Annotated in this window: 20 protein-coding genes; 5 read left to right on the forward strand and 15 right to left on the reverse strand. The window is 61.2% G+C overall.

Going from position 1 to position 25,534, the window contains the following annotated elements:
* Positions 1-36: 36 nt before the first annotated feature.
* The 9 genes from BV034_RS33815 to raiA form a co-directional block, all read right to left on the reverse strand.
* Complete coding sequence (locus tag BV034_RS33815) at positions 37-1,413, reverse strand: DUF1552 domain-containing protein (RefSeq protein WP_050031353.1); 1,377 nt, start codon at positions 1,411-1,413, stop codon at positions 37-39.
* Between the two features lie 61 nt (positions 1,414-1,474).
* A complete protein-coding gene (locus BV034_RS33820; RefSeq protein ID WP_050031354.1) occupies positions 1,475-3,925 on the reverse strand; it encodes a DUF1592 domain-containing protein in 2,451 nt (816 codons plus the stop codon).
* A 618-nt stretch (positions 3,926-4,543) separates the two neighbouring features.
* Entirely contained in the window at positions 4,544-4,954 is a 411-nt protein-coding gene (locus tag BV034_RS33825) for a hypothetical protein (RefSeq protein WP_050031355.1), read from the reverse strand.
* A gap of 167 nt (positions 4,955-5,121) precedes the next feature.
* Positions 5,122-6,069 carry a hypothetical protein gene (locus BV034_RS33830; protein ID WP_050031356.1) on the reverse strand — a complete coding sequence of 316 codons (948 nt, stop codon included), beginning with the start codon at positions 6,067-6,069 and terminating at the stop codon, positions 5,122-5,124.
* 9 nt (positions 6,070-6,078) lie between these two features.
* Positions 6,079-6,543, reverse strand: coding sequence for a type III secretion system chaperone (locus BV034_RS33835; RefSeq protein WP_050031357.1), 465 nt, complete (start codon positions 6,541-6,543; stop codon positions 6,079-6,081).
* Between the two features lie 32 nt (positions 6,544-6,575).
* Positions 6,576-7,127 carry a GNAT family N-acetyltransferase gene (locus BV034_RS33840; protein WP_050031358.1) on the reverse strand — a complete coding sequence of 184 codons (552 nt, stop codon included), beginning with the start codon at positions 7,125-7,127 and terminating at the stop codon, positions 6,576-6,578.
* Between the two features lie 171 nt (positions 7,128-7,298).
* The gene (locus tag BV034_RS33845; RefSeq protein WP_265593788.1) at positions 7,299-8,201 is read right to left on the reverse strand and encodes a universal stress protein; all 903 of its coding nucleotides are present in this window, start codon (positions 8,199-8,201) and stop codon (positions 7,299-7,301) included.
* Positions 8,202-8,315: 114 nt separating this feature from the next.
* On the reverse strand, positions 8,316-10,178 hold the full coding sequence (gene nhaA, locus BV034_RS33850; protein ID WP_050031360.1) for a Na+/H+ antiporter NhaA: 1,863 nt from the start codon (positions 10,176-10,178) through the stop codon (positions 8,316-8,318).
* Between the two features lie 227 nt (positions 10,179-10,405).
* Positions 10,406-10,756, reverse strand: coding sequence for a ribosome-associated translation inhibitor RaiA (raiA, locus tag BV034_RS36695; RefSeq protein WP_265593789.1), 351 nt, complete (start codon positions 10,754-10,756; stop codon positions 10,406-10,408).
* 165 nt (positions 10,757-10,921) lie between these two features.
* Between raiA and BV034_RS33860 the strand changes: the two genes are divergently transcribed.
* Positions 10,922-11,827, forward strand: coding sequence for a LysR family transcriptional regulator (locus BV034_RS33860; RefSeq protein WP_050031362.1), 906 nt, complete (start codon positions 10,922-10,924; stop codon positions 11,825-11,827).
* A 139-nt stretch (positions 11,828-11,966) separates the two neighbouring features.
* On the opposite strand, the gene BV034_RS33865 is transcribed toward BV034_RS33860, so the two are convergent.
* The 5 genes from BV034_RS33865 to BV034_RS33880 form a co-directional block, all read right to left on the reverse strand.
* Positions 11,967-14,057, reverse strand: coding sequence for a hypothetical protein (locus BV034_RS33865; protein ID WP_050031363.1), 2,091 nt, complete (start codon positions 14,055-14,057; stop codon positions 11,967-11,969).
* A gap of 187 nt (positions 14,058-14,244) precedes the next feature.
* Entirely contained in the window at positions 14,245-15,114 is an 870-nt protein-coding gene (locus BV034_RS33870) for an autotransporter outer membrane beta-barrel domain-containing protein (RefSeq protein ID WP_050031364.1), read from the reverse strand.
* Between the two features lie 138 nt (positions 15,115-15,252).
* Positions 15,253-15,510, reverse strand: a complete 258-nt coding sequence (locus BV034_RS36700) for a hypothetical protein (protein WP_265593790.1) — start codon at positions 15,508-15,510, stop codon at positions 15,253-15,255.
* Positions 15,455-15,727 (reverse strand): ATP-binding protein, encoded by a 273-nt coding sequence (locus BV034_RS36960; protein WP_050031365.1) that lies wholly within the window; start codon positions 15,725-15,727, stop codon positions 15,455-15,457. Before BV034_RS36960 ends, BV034_RS36700 begins: the two co-directional genes overlap by 56 nt.
* A 110-nt stretch (positions 15,728-15,837) precedes the next feature.
* On the reverse strand, positions 15,838-17,379 hold the full coding sequence (locus BV034_RS33880) for a YifB family Mg chelatase-like AAA ATPase (RefSeq protein ID WP_050031366.1): 1,542 nt from the start codon (positions 17,377-17,379) through the stop codon (positions 15,838-15,840).
* A gap of 588 nt (positions 17,380-17,967) precedes the next feature.
* On the opposite strand from BV034_RS33880, the gene BV034_RS33885 reads away from it, so the two are divergent.
* On the forward strand, positions 17,968-18,864 hold the full coding sequence (locus tag BV034_RS33885) for an RNA polymerase sigma factor RpoD/SigA (protein ID WP_009958032.1): 897 nt from the start codon (positions 17,968-17,970) through the stop codon (positions 18,862-18,864).
* 751 nt (positions 18,865-19,615) lie between these two features.
* On the opposite strand, the gene BV034_RS33890 is transcribed toward BV034_RS33885, so the two are convergent.
* Positions 19,616-20,356, reverse strand: a complete 741-nt coding sequence (locus tag BV034_RS33890) for a hypothetical protein (RefSeq protein ID WP_050031367.1) — start codon at positions 20,354-20,356, stop codon at positions 19,616-19,618.
* A gap of 115 nt (positions 20,357-20,471) precedes the next feature.
* Here BV034_RS33890 and BV034_RS33895 point away from each other — a divergent pair, with 115 nt between their 5' ends.
* From BV034_RS33895 to BV034_RS33905, 3 genes are all read left to right on the forward strand, one after another.
* Positions 20,472-23,855 carry a serine/threonine-protein kinase gene (locus tag BV034_RS33895; RefSeq protein ID WP_265593791.1) on the forward strand — a complete coding sequence of 1,128 codons (3,384 nt, stop codon included), beginning with the start codon at positions 20,472-20,474 and terminating at the stop codon, positions 23,853-23,855.
* Between the two features lie 209 nt (positions 23,856-24,064).
* Complete coding sequence (locus BV034_RS33900) at positions 24,065-24,928, forward strand: alpha/beta hydrolase (RefSeq protein ID WP_063768984.1); 864 nt, start codon at positions 24,065-24,067, stop codon at positions 24,926-24,928.
* A 55-nt stretch (positions 24,929-24,983) separates the two neighbouring features.
* Positions 24,984-25,229 carry a hexameric tyrosine-coordinated heme protein gene (locus BV034_RS33905; protein ID WP_050031369.1) on the forward strand — a complete coding sequence of 82 codons (246 nt, stop codon included), beginning with the start codon at positions 24,984-24,986 and terminating at the stop codon, positions 25,227-25,229.
* The last annotated feature ends 305 nt before the right edge of the window (positions 25,230-25,534 follow it).

The raw sequence follows: 25,534 nt of genomic DNA on the forward strand, positions 1-25,534 counted from the left end.
GTGATTTCCTCTACTCCAGAGCTCCCTGATGCCACCTCAGAGCGCGATCACCTTGTTGCTGTCGCCAAACTTGTCGGTCTCCACGCCCATGCGCTGGGCCATGAGGAGGAGCAGGTTGCTCATGTGGGCGTCGGTGTTCACGGGGCGGCTGCAGACTTGATAGTGCGCAGTGGTGAGCCCGCCGTCTGCACCAAGTGAGTAGCCCTGGAATCCTGCGGCGGCCGCGTTGAAATCCAAATGCTGCCCGTGCTTCAGCCCGAGGTCCGAGCCGCCGGCGAGCACGAGGGGGAGGTTGGCGTTGCCATGGCTGTGACCATAGGACATGCCGCTGCCGAAGAGTGACATCGTGGAGCCGAGCAATGACTTGCCGTTGATGTCCTTGGTCTCCGCGAGCCGGGTGAGGAAATAGCTGTACTGCTCGATGGCGAAGGTGTCGTAGTTCGTGAGCTTCTCCATGTAGCCCTGATCGCCGCCGTGGTGGCTGAGCTGGTGACGCGATTCCGTGATGCCGATTTCAGGAATGGCAATGGCCTGGCCCTCACCCCCCAGGCTGAAGGTGGCCACGCGGGTCACATCCGTCTGGAACGCCAGCACCATGAGGTCATAGACCGTCCGGAAATAGTCGCCCGCTTTGGTGTCGGCGATGTCGCGGTTGGTGCGCTGGCGATCGGCGTCGGAGACGGCAGGCAGCGGCGTATCCAGCCACGCATCGGCCCGCCGGGTGCGGATCTCTGCTTCGCGGACGGAGGTGAGGTATTGATCCATGCGCCCTTTGTCTTGGGAGCCCATCTTCTTCTCCATCCGACGTACCTCAGCGAGGTTGTCATCCAGGACGCTGCCTTTGCGGCGCAAGGCCCGCCGCTGGGCGGCGATGCCACCTTTTGGCTCCTCGAACATGGAGGCAAAGATCTCACTGCAACGACGCATGGCCGGCAGCCGGACTCCGTCCGCCGTCCAGGCGAGGGATTCCTGCGTGATGGCGACCTCCAGTGACGGGTAGCGGGTGTGCTGTGCCGTGATCTCGGCCATCTTCTGGTCCACCGAGATGGTGTTCTTATCAGAGGGCCCAAGCTTGCCTCCCGTCAGCCAGATGTTGATGCAGTTGTGGTGATGACTGAGGCTGCCCGGGTGATGCAGACCGCTGATGGGCGTGATGGACTGGCGGTGCTTCTCCAACGGCATGAGCGACCGGGAGAATTGGTAATCTTTCCCTCCCTTGGTGATCTGGTAGTTCAGCGAATGCACGCCGTTCGCCAGATAGATGAAAGCGCTGCGCCGCGGCGTGGCGGTCACTGCCTCCGCTGCTCGAGCCGGGACCATGCACTCCAGCAGCGGCAAGGAAATGAAAGAGCCCAATGCCTTGAGGGCATGGCGGCGGTCGATCAGCCAGGATTGGGAAAGGTAGGTGCTCATGGGACGGAGGGGTGGAGTGACGGAGAAATGGAGTGGTGGAATACTGGAGTAATGGGAAGCATCATCTCTTCCGCATGAGGTTGGACAGAGCCACGGCGCGGACGATGTCCTTCACCCCGTACTGGTTCTTCTTCGCTTCTGCTGCGATGACCGTGATGTCGTCCTCGTCATCCACGGTGAGCACGCGGCGGAGGCCGTAGGTGCTGAGGTGCTCGATGAAGGCTCGCACGAACTTGTCGCGATCCTCGATCAAGAGGCGTTTGAAATCGTTGGCATCCTTGAAGGTGCGACCATCGGGCATTTCGCCACTGGGATTGACCAGAGGGTTTTTGCCGACCCCCGCCGCGACATTCTCATGAGTACGCCACTGGCCGATCGCATCGTAGTTGTCCCAGGCGAGCCCAAGGGGGTCGATCTTGGCGTGGCAGGCCGCGCAGTTCACGTTGTTGCGGTGCGCCTCCAGTTTGTCCCGGAGGGTTGCCTTGGGGCTTGTCGGCGGATTGGGTTCAATGGCAGGCACGTTGGCCGGGGGCGGCGGGGGTGTCTTGCCCAGGATCACCTCGCTGAGCCAGACACCGCGGTGCACTGGACGGTGGCGTGTGCCGTCCGAGGTCAGCCCGAGCGTCGCGCCCATGGTGAGCAGTCCGCCGCGACGATCCTCAGGCTTGAGCGAGACGCGCAGGAAACCGTCCGTCTTGGGCTCGGGGAGTCCGTAGAAATCACAGAGCCGGGAGTTGGCCATGGTCCAGTTGGAATCGAGGAAACTTTCCATGGGCAGGTTCTTCACGAGCATTTCGCGGAAGAACTCCACCGGCTCTTCCCGCATGCTCGTCTCCAGCCACAGGTCATAGGCGGGGTAGAGCTTCTTGTCCGGCGGGAACATGCCCACGCGATGCAATTGCAACCACTGGCGGGAGAAGTCTTCAACAAAGCGGTTGATCCGGCTGTCCGTCAAAATCCGGTCCACCTCCTTCTTCAGCCCCTCGCCGTTCAGGGTGCCGCCTTTGGCCGCCTTGAAAAGGGCGTCATCCGGCATCGAGCTCCACAGAAAGTACGAGAGCCGGGAGGCGAGCTCCAGATCGGTGAGGCGCTCGCGGGCCACCGGCTCGCCCTCAACGAGGTAGAGGAAATTACGGGAGGTCAGCACACCCTGCATCGCCACCCGGTAGGCCTCGGCTGGCTTTTCGCCTGCCTCGCGTTCGGTGAGGTAGGATTTCAGATACTCCGCCAGCTCCTCCTGGTTGACGGAGCGGCGCCAGGCGCGTTCGGCGAAGCGCTGCAGATGCTCGGCGACCACCTCGGGGGTCGCGTCATCGGCAGGCACCAGGTCCTTGCGCCGGGACTTTTCCGCATCGGTCACCAGCGGCCCCTCCCATTCGATCCAATCAAGGAGCACCGTCGAGAAGAGGCCGTTCCCCTTGTCATCGAACATCTGCGGGGCGTTCGGGTTCAGGAGCAGGGTCTCGCTGCTATGCGTGAACACATAGCCGCCCCGGCTGGAGAGCGCATTGCGGAAGGCCGCGCCGCTCCTTCTGTCCACCACATCGGTGGCCACGACGCAGAAGTCCAGCGTCGCGGGCATTTCGAGAAACACCTCGAACTCATATACCTGCGGCTTGTCCTCCGGCGCTGTGATGTCCAGGTCGATGAGGCTGTCCACCGTCTCCTCGCCGGTCCGCTTGCCGATGCTCAAGTGCGCGGGCTGGCCGCCGGGAGGACGGATGCCGCTGGCCTGGATGCGGACTTTGTAGAGCCCGCTGGACTCCGGCCCCGGTTTCCCAAACCAGTTGGGTGAGAGCGCGTTCTGAACGGTGCCGGGGAAGAGGAGGTAACGCAGCGGGCGCTTGATGCCGAACCGGTCCAGAGCCGCCTGTTGTTCCTTGCCGCCGTTGTAGCGCAGATCCGCTGCGATCTTGCGGACTTTGCGAGCCTCGGCACCAGAAGCGACCGGGAAGGCGCGGTCCAGCACGGTGCCCGCGGCACGGTAATAGCGGTCTACATGCGACGGCGAAAGCGACAACTCCGAGCCGATGCGCTCAAATCCATGCCACAGCGTGTCTTCGTTCAGCTCCCCGGGCTTGGCGGGATCGTACCGCACGCCGAGCAGGTCATAGACCGTGTTCTGATACTCCTTCCGGCTCAGGCGGTAATGCGTGACCGCCGGCCGCGCTGCCATCCGCGCCGCCCGGCCCTCCTTGATCAGGGAGTCGAGTTGCGTCACGAAGGCCGAGATCTCCTCCTGCGTCGGTTTCTTCTCCTTCTTCGGAGGCATCTCGCCGGAATTCACCTGTTCGATCATCTCCGCCCAATGATGGGAATCCGCGCCCAGCTTGAAGTCGCGCGAGAGCTTGTCGATCCGCAGGTCCCCCTTCTCCTTCTCAGGGCCGTGACAGCTGATGCAGTGTTTCTCCAGGAAGACGTCAATCGGCCCGGCGGCGCGGGCGGCACCGGCAAGGCCAAAACCAAGGCTGGCGACCAAGATGGCGGGGAGGCTGGAATCGAAACGGGTCATCGGATTGAGACCATTACGTAACCCGCGCCGCCTTTATGCACGAACCCCGAGAACTCGGGGGTCGGGGCGGGCGGCAGCAGGGGTGGTGAATCTTATCTACGGTCTCACCCGAAGATCTCCTTCACCCCGTCGGAAGGTGCCTGGCGGCCATTTCCATAAACACCTGTCTTCTTTGAAATCCTCCATTCGATTGCAGATGCCCGAATGCCGGATAGAGGAGGGGCTAGGCATTGACCCGTTCGGACAATAGGAGGCAAGTTCTCGCTGTGGAATGGATCTCGCCAGACGCTTGATTGTGGAGCCCGTTTGTCGCAAGCAGTATGCCCGCGCGGGCTGCTATGGGCACACCATGTTTATCGGTGCTTTTTGCGGCAACTTTGCCCCGCTGGGGTTCTCAGAACCTGTTTGGATAAAAGCGCTGGGTGTGTTGCGAGGCATTTTGAGTCTGGACAAGGCGCGAAGAGGGCGTGAATCGAGATTCACAACCGATGAGCAACGCCGTCCAGGCTCAAAAGGACCGCAACCCGGAGGGGCAGATCTCAGCCTCGGCGAAGCCGCTTTTATCTCATTCCCTTAATTGAACCTGCCACACCCGGATGTTTTTATCCAAACAGGTTCTCAGTAAAAATCAGGTTTTGCGACGGTCTGGAATTCAACCACCTCAGGCGGGTTGACATCATTCCCACGGAAAAGGTGCAATTGGATGTAACTCCCTTGACCAATTTGGAATTGGAGGCCGCGAGACACAGTCTTTCCGTCTGATAACTGAACATCGATTTTTACTATGCCTACATCTTCAGTACATCTGAAGTCCAAAAATTTAGCGAGACCAGAGCTCGGATCGGTAGAGATTTTCTCGCTGCACAAGATCTTGTCATCAACTCGAAGTGTGACGTAGTCTTCTTGGTATCCTCCCGCTAAGTATAGTGAAACCTGCTCACCCGCCAGCTTTGACTTTTTGCCACTACAGGCAAGCCCGAATGTGGAGCAGAGCAACACACAAGTGACAAGAGTGATTGTTGGTTTCATTTCCACTCGCTTCCCGTTGCATTCTTAGTGAAGAGACTTCCAACCCTGTAAAGGTCATCTCGATACAAGTCGGAAGGATCCGAGTGTATCTTTTCGCTCACCATCTACCTGTCATAGCGCCAACGGACAGGCTATTGCAAAGAGAAGGCATTGCACCTGATCTTCTGCTACTTCTCCGGAGCGATGATGATGTGGGTGCGGCTTCCTTCGACCATGTCGATGACGCCCTGCGGGCCGACATTGGCCAGAGAGTTGAGATGGCTGAAGAGGTCCTTGGTGTGGCCCCGCCATTGTTCGCTGGTCGAGGTACCGTGCCCTTCCAATTGGAAAAAGGTGTCGCCATTGGGGGTCTTGCCAGTCAGGAGGTGGCCGAAGCCGTTGCCGCCCGAGGGGCCGCCGACGTCACTGGTGGGCATGTCGATCCCATATTGCTCACGTTTCACCGCGGTCTTGTCCGTCATGCTCGTGTAGTGCGAGGACTTGCCGGTGGCGGACCGGTCAATCTTGTCTGGATTCTCTTTGAACTTGTCCAGAGTCTCGCTGCCGGGAACCACGACATGAGCACCATGCAGCACAGCGGCGCGAAACTCGTCCTGGGTCATCGGCCTGTATTTGGGCTCGCCATTTCCGTCAACGCCATCGCGACAGTAAGCGCGGGAACCCAGGTCATCGATGGTCTTGAGAATTTCTTTGTGCGGCTGACTGACTTTGTCGCTGCTCTGGGCGTTGTCGAACATGCTGCTGAGGCTGTCCACCCGCGACTTGTCGGAGAGGACTTTGGCCGGATCGGATTCTTGGGGGGCAAGCGTGTTGTAAACAGCTTTGCCCGTCTTCACGGCGGCCAAAGCCCCCATCTCAGGGCCCAAGACAGGACTCACCGTGGTGGCGACACCGTAGGAGACGCCCGCCGTGACCGCCCAGCGCCCGAGGGCCATGAAGCCGCTCACGACCTGCTTGGCGCTGGGCATCCAGCTGGTGCTGCCGCTGCCCCCTTCTGGGTTGACCATGGCCCCGGAGAACTTTGGGGAGGTCGTACGCCCCGGGGTGCTGCCGACGGATACCTCCCCTCCCACACCCGTCAGCGGGCTCGTCGAGCTGATGTTGCTACCGATCATAGTGTTACCTCAGACTAAGGATGACAGGTCCGCCAGGTCGGTGTCAGGGCTCCCATCTGCGCCGTTCAGGCGCCCGGTAGCAGCCACCTCTCGCGCTTTGAAAATCAGATCGACCAGGCTCTCAAGTTCTTCCGTCAGCCAGTCAGCCGTCAGGTGCGCAGTCGGGAAGCTCTTGAACACGATGATGCTGCCGGTCTCGCGTTTCGCGGCGAAGGAGGCTCCGTCAGTCGCGGTGCCGAGAGCATGCAGTCTGAGCAGGTTCTCCAGCACCGTCGCTTCCACCTCCGGGTCGGGCCAGGGCATGAACTCGTTCCAGAGGCAGACGCGCTTCCCCTCATTGACAACATCGATGCGGATGACGGTGTTGTCCTGCAACGTGATCGAGAGGCTTTCCGTCTCGGAGTTGGGCGGTTGCAGGCCCAGCTGGGAGAGAGCCTGGGAAACGATGGATATAGCGTCCTGATTGGTGGTCATAGTCTTGTCCCCTGGACGCCTTTATCTGGATCTCACGTCTGGTTGTCAAGACTTTTGGATGTTCCAGTATTATTTGCAATAAACTCCATTCGGAGCAGGCTCATCAAAATGGAATTGATGCGCTCGCCGCGAAAGATGAAATCCTGCCGCAGCACGCCCTCGATGCGAAAGCCCGCCCGGGTGTAAAGCAAAGCCGCCCGCGTGTTTCGTTCGTGCACCGTCAGCCAGATACGCTCAAGTCCGTGTGTGGAAAAACCCTGCTCCAGCGCCAGCCGGATGGCGTGCGAAGCGACGCCCTGGCCGCGCGCCGAGGCTTCACCTAGATAGATGGAGAGCCGGGCCGATTGAAGAAAAGTGTCGATGCAATCGAGCATGACGTTTCCAACATGCACTCCGCGATGAAGGATGGCCCAGGCGTGAGTCTCCTGCCCCGTGCTGGCTTTTCCGATCCACTGCTGCATCGAATGCAAGGTAGGCCGTGAGCGCATGCCGAAGTTGTCTGCGACTTCCGGATCCAACAGCCAGCGCAACATGCGTTCGGCGTCGGCAGGAGCGACGGGGCGGAGCTGGCAGTTGTCAGGCATTGGGTGGCTGGGTGGAGACGGGATCCCTACTGGCCATCACAGTACATTGGCAAGACCTCCGATCAAAAAAAGGGGCTCAGAATGAAGTCTGTCAACCGCCTTAAAAAGGAACAGACGAATTCACGATGCTGCTCAAGGTATCCCGGAGGCATGAAGAAGAAGGCCAAGGCTCTAGTCACCCAGAGGCGTGGCTCCGGGTCGATGAGCCCGAACAAGCAGAACATCGCTGGGCACCGAGTCAACGATGCGAGGTGTGTTACCGCCCATGAGCAGATGAAAGAGAAATCCTCTTCCATAGGCCCCGATGACAGTGAGGTCTGCATGCTGTTCTTCAACATATCGGCGGAGCATCAAGCCGGGAGGCCCATGCTCGATCATCGTCTTGATGCCGTCGCGCACTTGTGCAGGCACTGCGGAATCTCTGAGGAACTCAGTGATCGTCGCCCGTTCCATCGCCGCAAATTCCTGGCTCAGCGTGGTATCTGACAAAAGGGCACGATAGGGCATTTCAAACGCGTGCATCACTGCAAAGCGGCTGCCAGGAAAGGAACCTGCCGCGACTTCAAGGCCGTACCTCGACTCCTCCGTGAAGTCCGTTCCAACAAGGATGTGCCGGTAAGGGCCGTTGGGCCGGTTCTTCACCACGAGGACGGACAGGGGCGACTTTCGAACAAGGTGCTCTACGGTGCTCCCAAGAGGCATCCGTCCCGAGATGTCTTCTTGAGCCATCCCCAGGACAATCATCTCGCAACCTTCTCTGGCTGCAGTATCCAGAATCACGCGGGCAGGGTCCCCCTCCCCAATCTGAATCTTCAGATGGTCAACTTCCTCCCGGAGGTCTCGCCTGATTTGCTTTTGAATGTTCAGCTCAGGGGTGGGAGACCGGCGCCACGATGGAAGGGGGTTGGCGAGATCAGAAAGACTCTCCATCTTTCGGTCGATCGCGTGGACGATCACCAGTTCCGCCCCCCACTGCCGCGAGAGCTGGGCTGCCCGGTCCAGAGCGCGGTCGCCACGTGCGCTCAGGTCAGTGGCCAGCAGTATCCTTTTTGGTGGGTGGCTGATTGGGTTCATGTTCGTCATGTTTGCTTTGTTTGTAATGATTCGATGTTGGTTTCAGGGTAGAACTTGTTGCGATCCCATACGGGCTCGCAGGCCCCATGCCCTCATTGAGAGGATGCGCGCGAGTCAGGTGGGGCAGCCCTCTGAGATCCTGTCATTCGCATCTCCCTGCTCGCGTCTCCGCCAAAGCATGACCGTACCCAGAATCCCGGCGATGAGCGACGCGGTGAAGATCGCGATCTTTGCAGCAGCGAAGTCCGCAGGGATGGGGAAAGCTTCTCCTGCGATGAAAAGCGACATGGTGAAGCCGATCCCCGCAAGTGCGCCAGCACCCGCAAGCTGACGCCAGCTATACTCTGGTGGCTTGGTTGCAACTCGCAAGCGGACCGCCAGCCAGGCAGCAAGCACGATCCCGACCGGCTTACCGACGACCAAGCCAAGCGTGATGGCCAGCATCAGCCCCCCATGTGATTGGAAGACATCCAAGGCTAGAACCACCCCTGCATTGGCGAGGGCAAAGAGCGGCAGCACAAGATAGCTGGACCAGGGCTCCACCGAACGGAGGAGCTTGTCTGTAGGCGACTCGGTGCGGTCATGGATCGCATCCAGTTCCCGCATCGCTGGCTCAGAGAGTCCATGCCTCATGATTGACTCGCCACTGCGACGCGTCTCGGCCCGGATGATGGCCTCAGCCTGGGCCATCAACACATTCAACTTTGCCGGAGGCCGGGCCGGAGTGACCAACGCGAGGATCACTCCTGCAAGCGTGGCGTGGAGCCCGGACGCATGCAGACAGATCCACAGAACGATGCCCAACAAAAGGTAGGGCATCGGGCGATAGATGCCCCAACGGTTCATCCCGACCAGAAGCAGCGTCATCCCCACCGAGGCGATCAAGTAGTGCACATGCAGCGCTTCTGTGTAGAAGACCGCGATGATGGCGATGGCGACAAGGTCATCGATGATGACGGCAGCTGTCAGGAACACTCGCAGCTCGACCGGCACCCGCGTTCCAAGCAGCACTATGACAGCCACGGCAAATGCCGTGTCCGTTGCAATGGGCACGGCCCATCCTTTGGCGAGCGGGCCGGATGGCGCGATGCTGAGATAGATCAGGACAGGGACAATGATACCACCCAAGGCAGCGATGACAGGCAATGCGCCGGATCGAAATGTCGCAAGGCGTCCTATGGTGAACTCCCGTTTGATCTCCAGCCCAACGACGAAAAAGAAGATGGCGAGAAGCCCATCATTGATCCAGCCCAACAGCGGGAGGCTCAGAGCAGCTTCCCCGATGCGGACCCCGCCCATCACACCCCACAGCGAGGCGAAGGGCCCGCCAAACACTGAGTTCGCCAGGGTTACCGCCAGCACCGACATGAAAAGCAACAGCATGCCAGCCGAGGGTGCCCACCGGGCAAAGTTCAGCGCAGCGGTTTGCACCCGATGCCCAAGGGTGCCCAGCATCGCATCTGCCAGTGCGTTCTCATCCCACGTCCCTTCATAACGCCGTCCGTTGATGAAGAAGGTAGGCGTCATCACCACTCCGCTACGGTGCGCGCTTTCCACATCCTCCTGCACTCTCGCTTTTGCGGCATCGCGCACGGAGGTGTGATCATCATCATCAAGCGAAAGCTGGAACTCGCCGGCGAACCGTTCAAGATCTTCAGACTTGAACGATTGCCCGCCCTTCATGAGAGCGTCATGAACAGGCCAGAACTCGCCCTTCGAAAGAAAAGCATACTCCGCCAGCTCTGCGGCCCGCCTTGCCAGCCCGCTGTCCCCAGCCGGCCGATGTCGATAGACATAGCGCAACCTTTCCCCGAATCGGTCACGAAGGTCAGCCACCACCTCGTGCGCGGCGTGGCAGGATGGTCGCGTGTAGTTCCCATATTCCACCAGGGTCAGCTCGGCGTCAGGATCCCCAAGGATATGGTCACGCTGGGGGTCCACCGGACGGTCGAGTTTGGTCGGTCTTGTATGGGCCATGGTGGAATGGGAATGGGAAAATACTTGGAAGGTTGCGACCGGCGCAGCATCCGTGCGGATGCCGTGCTGGGGGCCGTTAAGAGGGGTTTTCAACCAGGAAGACCCAGGCTGCCTTTTTTTCAGCGCAGCTGGGCGGCTTTGTGCCACGGCCCGGCGCAAACAATGATATCTCATCGAACCCATGCGCTGGCTGACGCGTCTGCCGCACCGGGGGCGAGAGGTTCAGCTCATCGCACCATCCCGCGGGCGGGAAGGCTCCGGGCCCGGACGCGCTGGGTCTTGCGCCTCCTTGAGCGGCGCGCGAGCTTCCTGGTCATCAACCCTATCGCAGCGTACATGTCCGCGTGAGTCGCCGTGGCGTGCAGGTCCCGCCCAGGCAGTGCGAGGCGCAGGCTCGCTGAAAAGCGCTTTCCCTCGGCAGTGCCATGATGTCTCCGCAGCACAATGTGGGCCGCCAGAGCATCGTTCGCGTAGTGGGACAATTTTTCGACACTCCCCCGGACGCATGCGTTCAGGGAGGGTGTGAGGGTGAGATGGTGCGGCATGATGTGCACGGGGATGGAGGTGGGGGTGTTCATGTTCATGGTGGTAAAATTCCAGCTCGTGGGCATCGGACCCTGCAGGGCCAACCTGCGGTCACCTGGTCCGCTCCTCATCGGCATCCCCACCCTACCCTCCAGACACTGCACCACAATGATTGCATTCTTATGCAACCGATAACAAAAAGTTATCGTTGCCATGTTATGGACCACCTCAACTTTCACCACTTGCGGTACTTCTGGGCGGTCGCCAGAAAGGGCGGCGTCCGCAAGGCAGCAGAGGAATTGCATGTTTCCCAGCCGGCCATCAGTGCGCAGCTTCGCAGCCTGGAAGAGTCGCTCGGCGAGAAACTCTTTCAGCGAAAGGGACGGGGTATTGTCCTGACGGAGGCCGGACGTCTGGCGCTGGGTTATGCAGACGAAATCTTTGCTGCAGGGCGGGAACTGGTGACCTCCTTCAAGCACCTCCCGGGAACCCAGAAGGCTCTGAAATTCAACGTCGGCATGACGGACGCCCTTTCCAAGCAGATTGCCTACGAGCTGCTCAAGCCTGCCTTTCAGTTCCGCATTCCCACGCACATCGTCTGCCGGCAGGCAGAGCTGGCTCCGCTCGTTCATCAGCTTCGCGCCCACCGCCTTGACCTCGTCCTGTCTGATGAACCGGCCTCAAGCAGTCTCAAGTTGAAGGTGTACAACCATCGCCTGGGCCGTTCGGGGGTGACTTTCTGCGCAGCACCGGCCCTTGCTGCAAAGCTCCGCCGAAATTTCCCCAGGTCGCTTCACAACGCGCCCGCATTGCTCCCGAGTGAAAACATGGGCAGCCGGATTGCGCTCGAGACGTGGTTTGACTCAGAATCCATCCGCCCCAGAGTCATTTCGGAATTCGAAGATGCCACGCTCATGATGGTGGCGGCCGCACAAGGTGAGTGGGGGTTCACCGCAATCCCAACCGCAGTCAGTGCTGCAACTCTCAAACACTACGGGCTGAAGGTCATTGCCAGGGCGGAGGAGTGCGGCAGCGACTACTATGCCATCACGACAGAACGGCGCGTCAAGCATCCGGTGGCGGCCGCTATTACAGGAAACAACCATACGAAGCTTTTTCCGTGACGGGTGGAAGGGGAGGCCTTCGGCGTCGCGCTCGCAATACTTGCGAATGCGCCGGGGGTCATGTCGGCGTTGGGGTGCACGCTTTTTCTTAGGCGAAGCGCACCGCACGCGTGACCACCAACAAGAAGCCCCAGGGAGTTCATGGGGTTGGTTGAATCGTCAGCACGGTGAGTGCTTGTGCGGGCAGTGTGAAGGGCAGTTTCGAGAAATGGCCCTTTTCGACCTTGACCCTGTCGTCGGCCAGTTTCACCGGTTTGCCACCGACTGTGAGGCTTGCTTTGTAACTGCCGGGCCTCAATTGCCGCAGTTCCGCGCTCAGCTCGCGTGGCTCTTTGCCAAAATGAAACAACTCCGCGGTGAAACGCGTCGCGCTGGCTTCCGTGACGAGCGCCGCGATGTCTTGGGGCGGCGTGAGCCAGCGCACGGCCATTTGTGGAAAGCGCGGGGCATTCTTGTCACCTGTGACCATGCGGTAAAGCAGCTCGTGCTTGGGCTGCATGACGCCCTTGTAGTCGTCGAAGGCATAGTCCTGCGCGAGGAACTGCACGAAGCGCATGCAGCGGTCGGTCGAACGCACCTCGCTGGTGAAACCGGGAAAATTCACACGCAATGCGCCGAGGCTTTCGCGCAAGGCTGCTTCGAGTTCCTGGCGACCTGCGGCATCTGTGCGGATGACAAACTCGGACCCTTCGAGCGCGAGCAGTTCGTCGAACTCCGTCGTGCCGGTGAGCGCCTTGAAACGTGCGAGCGTTTTGACGAGACCACCCGTGTTGCTGTTGGCATTGCGACGCGGCGCGAGCAGGTCTCCGCACCAGGCTTCGCTGCCGGGGGTCGGAGTTTCCGACGGCAGGTTTTTCAAATGCTTCAGCCGGATGGCTGCCATCGAACGCAGTGGGGCGAGATACGACTCTTTCCCGGTCATCGTATGCGCAAGCATGAGCGCATCAGTGATCTCGGTGATGACGCTCGGCCAGATGTAATAGCTGTGCATGTAGCCACCGGGTTTGACCGGCTCCCACCAACGGCCTTCCGCTCCCGCAGCAGCGCCATCGGGCCAGCGGATGGAGGCGGGCAGGATGCCTGCGGGTTTGCCGTTCTCGGCCCGCGCCGTCGCATCCACCCAGGTGTCGAGCCAGGCGCAAATCTGCGCGCCGAGCTTTTCGTCACCGGTCTTTTGCCAGGCGAGCAGCGCGGGATGCAAGGCGCCGACGTTCGCAATCACATCAAAGGCCCGTTGCTGCTGCGGCGCCGTCTCGGTGGCGCTGAAGTAGAAGCTTTTGAACTGCAACTGACCGCGTTCGTTTTTGCCGGTCCACACGTCGCGCATGAAGTCGCCCATCTTCAGGCCCCACTTCGTCCATTTTTCGCTGTTGGGCTCCAGCACCATGAGCGGCACGAGATTGTCAGTGGTGTCCTCGGCGGCGTGCTCCACATCTGAAATCTCCGTGTTGAAGCCCCCTTTTAATTGCGGTCGCGTCACGGCAGAGCGCGAAAATTTCAACTGTGCAGCGATGATTTTCGGGTCCTCAAATCCGAGCAGCACGGACGACCACCAGCGCCACATCTCGCAGTCATCACCCCATCCGCCGCCGAACTCACCCGTGTTCGCCCGCTGACGATGCGTGATCCACCAGCGAATGATCTCCGCCATACGTTCAAGTTGCTCGCGCTGCAACGCCGCCCACTCTGGCGCTCCTTCGACTTTCTCCGGGGTTGTCCCCCACGGCAGTGCGTCGCCCAGATACATGCGCGCCACGGTGTTCTTCGGAAACGCTTCGGCCACCCGCCGGAACGATGCCACGGCCTCATCCTTGAACCATTTCGCCTCCTTGGGATTCGTGCGCACGTTGCTATTCTCGATCAAATTCCACGCAAGCATCCGACCGCGATACAACTCGCAAATCGGGCGCAGCGGCGAATCGGCCGCCACGCCGAAGTCATAGTCGCCGATGGCGCGGTCCGGTTTTCCGCGCGTGCTCGCGTTGTAAAATTTCAACCCGCTCTCATTCCAGCGCCGCACATATTCCTCGAGAGCCGCGGTTTCCTTGCGCCGCGTGTCATCGAGTGATGAATGCGTTGCCAGCTTTTCCAGAACCACCTGCCGTTCACGATCATCGTTCGCATTGCCAGCTTGGGCGATCAGCGATTCCACCGTGTCCGCTGCAAAGCCGACTGCCGAGAGCAACACCGACGCAACGGCGGTGAGACAAGCTTTGAAGGAGGTGTTCATCGGGAGATGATCAACAGGCGCGGTGGCGACTGTCAAATCTTCTTCGACGATGGCGAAGCGTGTCCCGTGGCTGGCTGCTCACGGCGGGAACAGCCTCCTCCCAAGACCCGTCTCCTGAAATTCGCCTGGCCCCTTCGACAAGGATCAGAACTTCCAGTTCGCACTGACAGACACGGTGTGCTGCGCATCATCGTTGCGACCGAAGTTTGCATGGTAATACACACATCGCATCCTTTCCCGGTTCCTCTGTCACATAGCTGAACGCAGGTCCATTGCCACCGTTGAGTGAGGCGTTGAGATTCTCTCCGCCCTGCAAAAACTCACGCTCCCAGAACGCACGCAGTTCAGGAATCACCGTGAACCGGTCATTCACCTTTATTGTGTAGGCAATGCGACCACCGAGGTACGTGCGGAGACTCTCCTCCTCCGCGTCTCTCACGCGAAGATCCAAAGTGTCCGCGCCCGACTCGGTGAACTCATCGAGCTTGAGCTTCGTGTACTGCGCACTCAAGGACGGTCCAAAGGTGAAGTTCCCCGCATGGAAATCGTAGCCTGTGCCCAGCAGCGTGAAGAACTCCGTGCCATCCGGATCACTCCGCGCGGAACGATCCAGCGTCGCCCATTGGATGGGGCGTTTCACACTGTAGTCCGTCGTGCCGCCGCCTACCGCGCCACTGGCGTAGAATCCGCCGAGGTCGTAGGTCGCATAACCGCCGAAGCGGACGCTTTCCAGATCCATGTCACCGCCGTTATCGTAGTCGCCCCAGCCTTCCTGATAACTGGCAAACACGCCTAACGACACGTGCTCGCTCACCGCGAAGTCCGCGCCCACCATGAAGGTGCCGCTGTCGAAGTCTTCGCCGGGGTTTAGACTCAGTCCGCCATCGGAAAACAAACCGCTTCCCTGCATCCAGCCATTCCACTGCGCATGCTGAGCGATCGCTACCTGCGGTTGCACCGGTGCGACGTCCTTCGCGCCCTTGGCACTGACGGGTGCTGCGGGTGAATCAAACGTGAACTCGAAGAGACTTTGTAGGACAACCGCCCAGGGCCCCACATCACTGGATGGAATAGCGGCGGGCGGAGCGCGCTCCGGCGATGCGTCATCGCCACGTTGGCATGCACTCCGCGCTCGGCACCTGGAGCATTCGCGCAGGAGACCAGCTATTGCCGGGATCGGCTGCATCGGGCCTCGTCATTCACCCGCGGACCGAAGCATCTGTGCGGAAACTTTTAGTCTTGTAAGTTCTTCGTCGTTGAATTCTTCAGCATTCAACAGCTTGATCGATAAATTCTGCGATGAGTGACAGACAGCGGGGGGCAACCTTCCGATAAGGGTACCATTTACAAAATCAGCATCCTCCAAACGGTTGTAGGTCTTTGCTCTGGTGATGTGATCAAAGACGAATTTTCCATCTGTCCATTTTGGAAAACCTTCCAAGATGGCGATCATGTAGATCGCGAGGTAGTAGCAAGCCGCTGGCGCTGTGGATCTTGGTCATCTCCACCACCACCTCCTCATGCATGCCGACCATGATGGTGGGGATGCGCTTGGTGAGCATCGAATTGCCGGTCCCTGGCGGACCGATCATCAGCAAGTTTTCTGAATAGCCTGTCCCTTTTGCACTTCTGCCGCAGATCGGGGCGAAAAAGAGGCCTAAGGCGACCATTGTTGAAGAATGGTTCCGTTCATTGGCAGATGTCCTTTAGTCCGTGTTGTGCAGAGCAGGGAAATTACATCCCCGCCCGCGAAGGTGCGCCTATCAGCCAACCTCCCCAATCAACTCCACATCGCGCGGTCCAGGGTCCTGTAGTTGATGGCTTCGAGCACGTGATTGGCTAGAACCTTCTCTGAGGCCTCCAGATCGGCGAGGGTTCGCGCCACCTTTAGAATGCGGTCGTGGGCACGGGCGCTGAAGTTCATGTTGGTCATCGCGTGCTCGAGGAACCCGGCACCTTCGGCATCGAGTTCGCAGTGCTTGCGGATGAGCCTGGGGGTCATGCCGGCGTTGGTGTGCACGCCCTTGTCCTTGGCAAAACGATCGCGCTGGATGGCGCGGGCCCTCTCCACGCGATCGCGGATGTCCTGCGAGCTCTCACCGGTCTCGGCCCCGGCGATGGTCTTGTACTCCACGGTCGGAACGTCCACATGCAGATCGATGCGATCCAACAAGGGGCCGCTGATCTTTTGGCGGTACTTCTGAATGGCGGGCGGGCCGCAGCGGCATTCGCGTTTGAGATCGCCGTAGTAGCCGCAGGGACAGGGGTTCATGGCCGCCACCAGCATGAACTGGGCGGGGAAGGTGACGGTGCCCGCCGCGCGGGCGATCGTGACGCGACCGTCCTCCAGGGGCTGGCGCATGACCTCCAGGGTGGAGCGGCGGAACTCGGGCAGCTCATCCAGAAAGAGAACGCCGTGATGGGCGAGGCTGACCTCGCCTGGGCCGGGGTTGGTGCCGCCGCCGAGCAGACCGGCATCGCTGATGGTGTGGTGGGGCGAGCGGAAGGGGCGGGTGGCGATGAAGGCCCCGCTCTCCCCCAGCAGGCCGCTGGCGCTGTGGATCTTGGTCGTTTCCACCGCTTCCTCCTCATGCATGCCGGGCATGATGGTGGGGATGCGCTTGGCGAGCATCGATTTGCCCGTGCCGGGTGGGCCGATCATCAAGAGGTTGTGCCCGCCGGCGGCGGCGATCTCCATGGCGCGCTTGGCCTCCTGCTGGCCCTTCACCTCGCTGAAGTCGATGCCGTAGTCCGCGTGGGCCTTGAAGAACTCTGCGGCGCGGCAGGGCTCGGGGGTGATGGACTTCTCCCCCTTTATATAGAGCACGGCCTCGCGCAGGTTCTGGAGACCGATGACCTCGATCCCCTGCACCACGCTGGCCTCGGCAGCGACCCGATGCGGCACGAGGAGCTGGCGGCGCCCCTTGGCCCGCGCCTCGAGGGCAATGGCCAGGATGCCTCGCACCGGGCGGATCTCCCCGCTCAGGGAGAGTTCCCCGACGATGCAGCATTCCGCGAGGCGATCTGGCGAAAGCCCCTCCCTCCCAGCCAGGAAGGCGAGCGCCAGGGGGAGGTCGAAGGCGGGACCTTCCTTTTTGAGGTCAGCTGGGGCGAGGTTGAAGGTGATGCTGCCGGTGAAGGGGGCAAAAAAGCCGCTGTTGCGCACCGCGGCCATCACACGATCCCGCGCTTCCTTCACTGCGGCGTCCGGCAGCCCCACAATGCTGATGCGAAACTGCTGGGCGTTGGCCTCATGGCACTCGATTTCCACCTCGATGGCGTTGACGCCGAGCAGGGTGGCGGAATGGGTGCGGACGATCATAGGTGAGCGCCACAGGCTAGGGAAAAGCCAAAGGACTGCAAGGACGAACACTGCTGTCCTGCCCTATGGCTCTCCTGCCCAGCTTTCCCCGCTTTTCCTGGGAAAAAACCGCTTCTGACCGCTTCTCCTATGAAAGAAGGCTCATGAAAAAGCGCACCAAATGCACAACAGGCGTAACACTTCGCAAAAAACAGACATTGCATAGGGGTGGGCGCCCCTGTGGCTCAGGACCGAAAAAAGCGGCCTTTTATTAATATTCGCAATTTTATGTGTTCCCGTTCGTCCTAACCCCTGAGCAAAGCGTTATGAAGATTCCAACAACGATACGGAAGTAATTGAAACTGAATGTGTCCAATTGTTGGCATTTCTCGATTTTGAGATTGACCAGAATCAGCTTTTTTGTTTGAACGGAAGGGCGGCAATTCCGTCTTTCTCATACCCCGCCATCAGGAAGACCACTATATGACCGCAAAACTCTGCGTCCGCTGGCAGAGAAATTGCTTAAAATTAATTGCCCAATTTTTTGGAAGAATTTTCAAGAAAGCAAGTTAGGTTGCTAACCCCCCAAATTTTTCCCCTTTCTCACTTATGGCCAACATGGAACTCGATGGAGGCATCAAAATCTACCTGCGCGAAATCGGCAAGACCGATCTTCTGACTCCGCAGCAGGAGGTTGAGCTTGCCGAACGCATCAAAAAGGGTGATCCCGAAGCCCGTTCGCACATGATCCGTGCGAACCTGCGTCTCGTTGTGAAAATAGCGCAGGACTACGCCAACTACGGCCTCCCCCTGCTGGACCTGATTTCCGAAGGCAACATCGGCCTGATGAAGGCGGTGGAGCGCTTTGACCCCAACAAGGGCGGCAAGCTCTCCACCTATGCTGCCTGGTGGATCAAGCAGTCCATCAAGCGCGCTCTGGCCAACCAGTCGAAGACAATCCGCCTGCCCGTGCACATGGTGGACAAGATCTCCAAGATGCGCCGTGTTGCCATGGCGATGTCTGAGGAGCTGGGTCGCGAGCCTACCGATGACGAGCTTTCCGAGGAAATCGGCATCGACCGTGGCAAGCTGAGCCAGTTGAAGGTCGCCTCCATGCGCCCCGCGTCCCTCGATGCTCCGATCAGCGAGGACGACAGCACGGAGTTCGGCGAGATCGTCGGTGACGAGAACGCCCAGACGCCCTTCGACCTGCTGAGCCACAAGAACATGCACAGCCAGCTCGACGGTCTGCTGACCGTGCTGGATGAGCGTGAGCGCAAGATCATCGACGCCCGCTTCGGTCTGAACGGACAGAAGGCCCGCACCTTGGAAGAGGTCGGCCAGGAGTTCGGCGTGACCCGCGAGCGTATCCGTCAACTTCAGAACATCGCGCTGCGCAAGTTGCGCCGTGCTCTGCAGAAGAAGGAAGACCCGATTCCGAAGGCCCTCCGCAACGCGGGCGGTAAAAAGCGCCGGTCCAAGAAGGACAAGGTGACGGCGGAGTAGTCGTAGGGACGAGGTCGCAGTTCGCAGTTCTAGCTGATTAAGTTTTCAGAACAGGTCGCGGAGGTTTTCCGCGGCCTGTTTTGTTTTTGCCCGCTGCGCGGGAGACAGAAGACTTGGAGACTCCAGAATCCAGACTTGAGCTGGCGCATGCTTGATCGCCCCTGCCATTGCCTGCTTCAGGAGGTGTGCGACTGAGGCTGCGCCTCCTTCGTGCGAGCAGATCTTTGTATCTTCGTGCCCTCGTGTGAGGCAACTTCTCCGCTTCGGTCGACTGATGCCGATTGCCAATCGGCGGTACAGCAGATTGCCAATCTGCGCTACGAGGAGCGGTACGACCCGCAGGATGCCGGTGGCACTTCGCCCACGACCTCAGGTCTGAAGTCTGGTGTCTGGCAGTCTGGTGTCTCCCGCCTCCTTTGCCAGGGGACAAACTTCAAGGTGACGTGGGCGCAGGGTAAAGGAGGCGGGGTCTCTGGCCCCGCGGGTGAGCAAAGGGAGGTGGCGAAGGTGCGGGGAGGAAAGGCTGGCCGACTATGGGCTTTTAGTGGGGTTGCCCTCGTTTGAGGCAACTTCTCCGCTTCGGTCGACTGATGCCGATTGCCAATCGGCGGTACAGCAGATTGCCAATCTGCGCTACGAGGAGCAGCACGACCGGCAGGATGCCGGTGGCACGCACAGGCGGGACACCCGTGGCACTTCGCCCACGACCTCAAGTCTGACGTCTGGTGTCTGGCAGTCTGGTGTCTTTTTCCTACCGCCGGAGGGCGGTTTTCAAGGCGGTGACTTCCAGGTCGATCTGCTCCTCGGTGGGCTCGTGCAGGGTGGCCGCGATGTGCTGGCGCAGGCAGAGGCGGTATCTCTTCCGCAGGCGGCTGACGAGCTGGCGCACATTTTCCACGGTGGTCTGCAGTGCTTGGGCAGCTCCGGCGTAGCTGGCGGCATCGGCCTCAGAGTCTGGGCTCAGATGGGGGACCAGCAGCTCAAACTGGCGGTCATTGCCGTTGGCGGTCTCGGCGGTGCGGAGGGCGATCATGGCGCCCTGGAGTACGGCGAGAGCCCAGGCACGCTGGTAGAGGGTTTCCGGCGTCTCGGAGTCTGCTGGTTCACAGAGATAACGTTGCTCGGCATCCTGGGCGTCCAGGGACACCGCCTGCTGCCCCCCGCCGCGTTTCAGCGCCCTCGCCTTGTCATCCACGTCTGACATGTAGCGCTTGAAGATGCTGAGCAGGAAAGTCCGCAGACGACCGAGCTCCCGATCTGCGGAGGCCACGAGATTGCGCTCCAGCACATGGCAGAAGAAGCCCTGCGTGAGATCCTCCGCATCCGGCCGGGTGCGGCCAGCCCGGCGGGCAAAGGCATAGAGGGGGTACCAGTACTCCTGGCACAAGGCGGCCACCGCGCGCTGGCGGCGGGTGCCATCGTCCTGCTGGCAGGCTCTCACCACCTCCGTCCACTGCGTCACGGGGAAGGCGGCATGGTGTGTGGGTTCCATAGGGCGTGGGAAAAAAGAACCCCGGGGGAGGAGCGTCAAATCAAATACGAGGAAATGACACGGCCCCCGTGCTGGGAGGGTTGAGTCTCGCCCAAAATCCGCGATGATGACCGCCATGTCGGCACCCACCGATCCTCCCTCCTCCTCTCACGAGCCCCTCCGGGAGAACCCTTCACCCGCTCCCGGGTTGATTGACCTGGCCTGTTTCACACGGGAGGACGGCGCATCGACATCGCCTGACGGGGCCGGGGACATCGCGGCACCCGGCAGCCTGATTGGCCGGTATGAGCTGAAGCAACTGCTGGGAGAAGGCGGCTTCGGCATGGTGTGGAAGGCTCTGCAATGGGAACCCATCCGCCGGGAGGTGGCGCTGAAGGTGATCAAGCCTGGCATGGACAGCCGGGAGATCATTGGGCGGTTCGAGACCGAACGCCAGTCGCTGGCGCTGATGGACCACCCGAACATCGCGGCGGTGTTTGACGCCGGGTCCACCTCAGCCGGGCGGCCCTACTTTGTGATGGAGCTGGTGCAGGGGCTGCCCATCACGACCTATTGTGACCAGCACCAGCTCAGCATCGAGCAGCGGCTGGAGCTGTTCATTCCCGTGTGTCAGGCGGTCCAACACGCCCACCAGAAGGCGATCCTGCACCGGGACCTGAAGCCCTCCAACATCCTGGTGGCAGATCTGGATGGCCGGCCGGTGCCCAAGGTGATCGACTTCGGCATCGCCAAGGCGCTGGGCGGTCCCGCGGATGATGCGGGGTCGCCCCTGCGCCAGCTGCGCACCCACAGCGGCATGATCATCGGCACGCCGCAGTACATGAGCCCGGAGCAGGCGGGCAGCCTGCCGGATGTGGATACGCGGAGTGACATCTACACCCTGGGGGTCATTCTGTACGAGCTGCTCACCGGGCGCGTGCCCCTGCAGGAGGATCCGGCCCTGCCCTCCGGGTTCGAGGAACTGCTGCGTCGCGTCCGGGAGCAAACGCCGCCCCGCCCCAGCCAGGTGCTTTTGACCCCGGCTCAGAAAGAGGAAACTACCGTCGCGGCCACGGCGCGACGGCTGGACACGACCCGCCTCGCCCGCCGCCTGCGCGGGGATCTGGACTGGGTGGTGATGAAGGCGCTGGAGAAGGATCGCAACCGCCGCTACGAGAGCGCCACCGCCCTGGCACAGGACATCCGCCGCCACCTGCGGCAGGAGCCGGTGAGCGCCGCCGCCCCCACGTGGAGCTACCAGGCCTCCAAGTTCGTCCGTCGCCACCGGACCATCGTCACCGCCGGTGCCACCGTGGCCGCCGCGCTGGTGGCCGCCACGTTCATCAGCTACACCCAGGCCGCCCGCGCCATCCAGGCGGGCAAGGATACGCAGAAGGCGCTGGACCAGAGCCGCAAGAGCCAGGCAGAAGCGCAGGCAAACCTGGCCAGGGCACGGGAGGCGGTGGACCAGTTCCTGAACAAGGTGACGGATGACCGGCGGCTCTCCCAGGCGAACCTCCAGAGCCTGCGACAGCAGTTGCTGGAGACGGCGCTGCCCTTTTATCAGCAGTTTGTGGCGCAACAGAGCGATGACCCGGCGGTGCGATTGGAGCAGGCCGGCGCCTATCTACGCCTGGGGACGATCTCGTTCGTCATCGGCGATACCGCGCAGGCCGAGACCAGCCTGAGGAAAGCGATCTCCGGGCTGGGTCAACTGCCCGAGACAGCGAGGACAGCGCCCAAGGCAAAGCAGATCGAGGCCAAGAGCCTGCAGGTGCTCGGTGTGGTGCAGCAGAAGCTGGGACGCACCGATGAATCGGACGTTTCGTTGCGCAAAGCGATCCAGATCTTGGAGGATCTGGCGGCCCGCTTCCCCACGGAGGCGGTGTTCGCCAGCGAGCTCACCACGAGCCATGCCAATCTGGGGCTGCTGCTCAGCGGGCTGGCCGAAGACGATTCCCGGGGACAGAGCCGCGCGGATTCAGGAAATGACTCCGCCCGCTTCGGTCCTGCAGATGCAGAAGCCGCCTTTCAGAGCGCCCTGACCGCGGCCAGCCAGCTGGGTGCCGCGCGGCCTGCCACAGTGGGCGCCAATGCCCCCCTGGCACTGGCACTGCGCGGCCATGGTGCCTTCCTGGCAAAGGGCGGACGCTGGGCCGATGCGGAGGCCGTCCTGCGGCGGGCACTCGTCCTTCAGGAGCGCCTGACCCAGGAGGCTCCACAAACTCAAGATCATCAGCTGGGGCTGTCACGCATCCTGACGGATCTGGCGAAGTGTTGCAGCCAGCAAAACCGACCTGAGGACGCCGCCACGGCGTCCCGCAGGGCAATGGAAGTGCTCGGTGATCTGGCAGCGCGGTTCCCCGACGTCATCGAGTACCGCAGCGCTCTGGCCGTTGGCACCGGGAACCACGGCTGGCTGCTTTTCCGGGCCGATCAATTCGGCCCCGCCGAGGAAGCTTTCCACAAGACGGTGGCCCTGCAGGAACTGCTCATGAAGCAGAATCCCGCCGTGCCAGAGTACCGGCTGGCCATGGCGGAGGGTCTGCATGGGCTCGGCGTGGTGCAATGGCGCCTGGGACGGCAGCAGGAGGCAGAGCAGACGATGCTGCGTGGCATCAAGGAGAAGGAGGAACTGGTGTCCGCCTTCCCGTCGCTCACGGAGTATCGCAACTCTCTCGTAAAGACACTGTGCCAGCTCGCGTCATTGATCGACGAAACGCCTGGCTGGGAACGGGCGCGTCCGCTCCTTCAGAAAGCCCTGGCCCAGCAGGTCGTCACGCTCAAAGGAGCCCCAGGAAACCGGCACTACGCCCAGATCCTGGTTTCCATCCACTTTGCGATGACGGGCATTCACCTGAAGTCCGGAGACCCGGAGGCAGCACTGAAGGAGGTGCAGACCATCCGCCAGATGGCGGACAAAGACCCGGAGGCCCTGCGCAAAATCATCTACCTGATGACCACGATCCTGCCGGTGGTGCAGAAGGACGAGAAGCTCACCCCCGAGGCGCGCCGCGTCATCATTGAGACCCAAGCCCGGCAGGCACTGGCGTGGTTGTGGCAGTACAAAAAGGACCGTGCCGGGACCCTGCCGGCCGATGCCTTTGGGGGTGAGGAAATATTCTTCACCGCGCACCTCCAGGGGGTGCCTTCTCTCGTGGCGGCGCCAGAACAGAAACCGCCCGCGCCTGCTGTGCCCGCCGGAGCGCCGCAACCTGGGGACCGGTTGCCGAGGCGCTTCACCTACGACTACAAGTTCACGGATCCGGGCGTGCGCATCTGGGTTCGAGAGGGTGACATCTGGACGGAAACCCAGCCTTCTGGAAGGCAGAATGTGCTACGCATCATCGGACGGACCGCGGTGGAGGGTGTCGAGGGATCCCTGCTCGGCCGCAGTGACGTCCCCAGCATGCAGGTCTTCATTCCCGACCGGTCAACTACCGGCAAGATGCATCTGAAAGCCCGCAATAACAAAGACAGCCCCTGGTACCATTTGGGAAGCATGCAGAATATTGAGTAGGGGGTGGTGGTCACACCGTTGGGCAAAGCGGCTCCGCCGCCAGGTGTTGAGAGCTACGGGATTCTGGCATGCCGACAGGCATGCGACATCGAAGGCCGCGCCAACAAATAATCAAGTTGGTCTGTCACGATCTCGTGCCGTCTCCCAATGGCCAAGTGAGACACCGCCACGTCGGCGGTGTGCCTGCCAACTCTCTGCCCCGCTGCGCCATGAACTTTGACTTCTCCTGCTTGTACTCGGGTCCCCGCACCATCCTGCTGATTCACGGGCTTTGGACGACGCCCCGGGTCTGGAGTTATTTCAAGACCTGCTTTGAGGAGCGCGGCCACCCGGTGCTGGCTCCGGCCTGGCCCGGCATGGAAGGCGGGCTGGAGGACCTGCGGCGGGACGCCTCCGCGCTGGCAGGACTTGGGATCGAGGAAATCGCCGACCACTACGAATGCATCATCCGCAGCCTGGAGCGGCCTCCCATTTTGATGGGGCACTGCGTAGGCGGCCTGGTGGTGCAGATGCTGCTTGATCGCGGACTGGGCTCTGCGGGGGTGTCCATCAGCGCCCCAGCACCTCACGGGGTGAGCCGCCTCCCCTTCACGACATTGAAGGCCGGGTTGCCAGCCTTGGGCAATCCCTTGAACTACCGCCGCACGGTGGCCCTGACGTTTGAGCAGTTTTACCAGACCTTTGCCGGTACGATGAATGAGGAGGACGCCTGGCTGGCCTACGAGGCCTATGCCGTGCCCACGCCCGGGCGGCCGCTCTTTCAGCTGGCGCTGGGCAGTTTCACGCTGAGACCCGCCCACTTTGTGCGTCATCTGAATCGGGACCGGCAGCCGCTGCTGCTGCTCGCGGGGCGGGAGGATCGGCTGGTGCCTCCGTTGGTCAATGCCCTGAACTACAAGCTCTACCGCCGCTCCTCCGCCATCACGGACTACCGGGAATTCCCCGGCCGCTCGCATCTCATGATCGCCCAGCCCGGCTGGGAGGAGGTGGCCCTGTATGCGCTGAACTGGGGAGAACGGCGCACGGTCTCCGCCGAGCTGGCGGCGCGGCACGTGCGACCCTCTGTGCCGTGAGTTAGTTCCTGCAACTTCATCAAACGTTAACATCAACATCAGCATCAACATCCCTATGGACCCCTGGCTCAACTCACTGGAAACCCCGACCCCTCAGGCGGGGTACGAACTTGCCATCCTGCTCTCCCGCATGGGTGTGAAATACACCCAACCCTCCGCGGAGGTCCGCACGAAGTTGCGTGCGACCTATGCGGAGAATGCCGACAGCCTGACCGCAGCGTCCCAGGTCATCGCGATCAACTTCCAGACGGTGGCGGCCGCCAACCAGCATTGGGTCCGCGGGGCGAAGGTGCAGGGGTAAGGGCGGCAGGGCATTGGAGCGTTCTGTGCTCGAACCCGTGATCAAAACACCCTGGGTTGTAGGGCGACCGCCTCGGTTGCCTCATCAGGAGTCGCGCGCGGCAAGCGGAGCGCTTGCCCTACAGGGAGTCTTGGGCGGGAGCGGACGTGAGGAGGCACTAGCTTCCCGGTATGCCATGCTTTCCCGGGGAGTGCTGCCCACTGCCCAAGGCTTGCTCCAGGACCGCGAGGCGCGACAGAATCAAACGCCCCAGAATCTCCCCAGGGAGACACCGCCCCCAATCTGACGCGCTCCGCTCCCCCCTT

The sequence above is a fragment of the Verrucomicrobium sp. BvORR034 genome (assembly GCF_000739635.1).
Lineage (GTDB): Bacteria > Verrucomicrobiota > Verrucomicrobiia > Verrucomicrobiales > Verrucomicrobiaceae > Verrucomicrobium.

Coding starts and splice junctions, on each gene's coding strand:
- BV034_RS33815 (WP_050031353.1), bottom strand. CDS start 1,413: ATGAGCACCTACCTTTCCCAATCCTGGCTGATCGACCGCCGCCATGCC.
- BV034_RS33820 (WP_050031354.1), bottom strand. CDS start 3,925: ATGACCCGTTTCGATTCCAGCCTCCCCGCCATCTTGGTCGCCAGCCTT.
- BV034_RS33825 (WP_050031355.1), bottom strand. CDS start 4,954: ATGAAACCAACAATCACTCTTGTCACTTGTGTGTTGCTCTGCTCCACA.
- BV034_RS33830 (WP_050031356.1), bottom strand. CDS start 6,069: ATGATCGGTAGCAACATCAGCTCGACGAGCCCGCTGACGGGTGTGGGA.
- BV034_RS33835 (WP_050031357.1), bottom strand. CDS start 6,543: ATGACCACCAATCAGGACGCTATATCCATCGTTTCCCAGGCTCTCTCC.
- BV034_RS33840 (WP_050031358.1), bottom strand. CDS start 7,127: ATGCCTGACAACTGCCAGCTCCGCCCCGTCGCTCCTGCCGACGCCGAA.
- BV034_RS33845 (WP_265593788.1), bottom strand. CDS start 8,201: ATGAACCCAATCAGCCACCCACCAAAAAGGATACTGCTGGCCACTGAC.
- nhaA (WP_050031360.1), bottom strand. CDS start 10,178: ATGGCCCATACAAGACCGACCAAACTCGACCGTCCGGTGGACCCCCAG.
- raiA (WP_265593789.1), bottom strand. CDS start 10,756: ATGAACACCCCCACCTCCATCCCCGTGCACATCATGCCGCACCATCTC.
- BV034_RS33860 (WP_050031362.1), top strand. CDS start 10,922: ATGGACCACCTCAACTTTCACCACTTGCGGTACTTCTGGGCGGTCGCC.
- BV034_RS33865 (WP_050031363.1), bottom strand. CDS start 14,057: ATGAACACCTCCTTCAAAGCTTGTCTCACCGCCGTTGCGTCGGTGTTG.
- BV034_RS36700 (WP_265593790.1), bottom strand. CDS start 15,510: ATGATCGCCATCTTGGAAGGTTTTCCAAAATGGACAGATGGAAAATTC.
- BV034_RS36960 (WP_050031365.1), bottom strand. CDS start 15,727: ATGGTCGCCTTAGGCCTCTTTTTCGCCCCGATCTGCGGCAGAAGTGCA.
- BV034_RS33880 (WP_050031366.1), bottom strand. CDS start 17,379: ATGATCGTCCGCACCCATTCCGCCACCCTGCTCGGCGTCAACGCCATC.
- BV034_RS33885 (WP_009958032.1), top strand. CDS start 17,968: ATGGCCAACATGGAACTCGATGGAGGCATCAAAATCTACCTGCGCGAA.
- BV034_RS33890 (WP_050031367.1), bottom strand. CDS start 20,356: ATGGAACCCACACACCATGCCGCCTTCCCCGTGACGCAGTGGACGGAG.
- BV034_RS33895 (WP_265593791.1), top strand. CDS start 20,472: ATGTCGGCACCCACCGATCCTCCCTCCTCCTCTCACGAGCCCCTCCGG.
- BV034_RS33900 (WP_063768984.1), top strand. CDS start 24,065: ATGAACTTTGACTTCTCCTGCTTGTACTCGGGTCCCCGCACCATCCTG.
- BV034_RS33905 (WP_050031369.1), top strand. CDS start 24,984: ATGGACCCCTGGCTCAACTCACTGGAAACCCCGACCCCTCAGGCGGGG.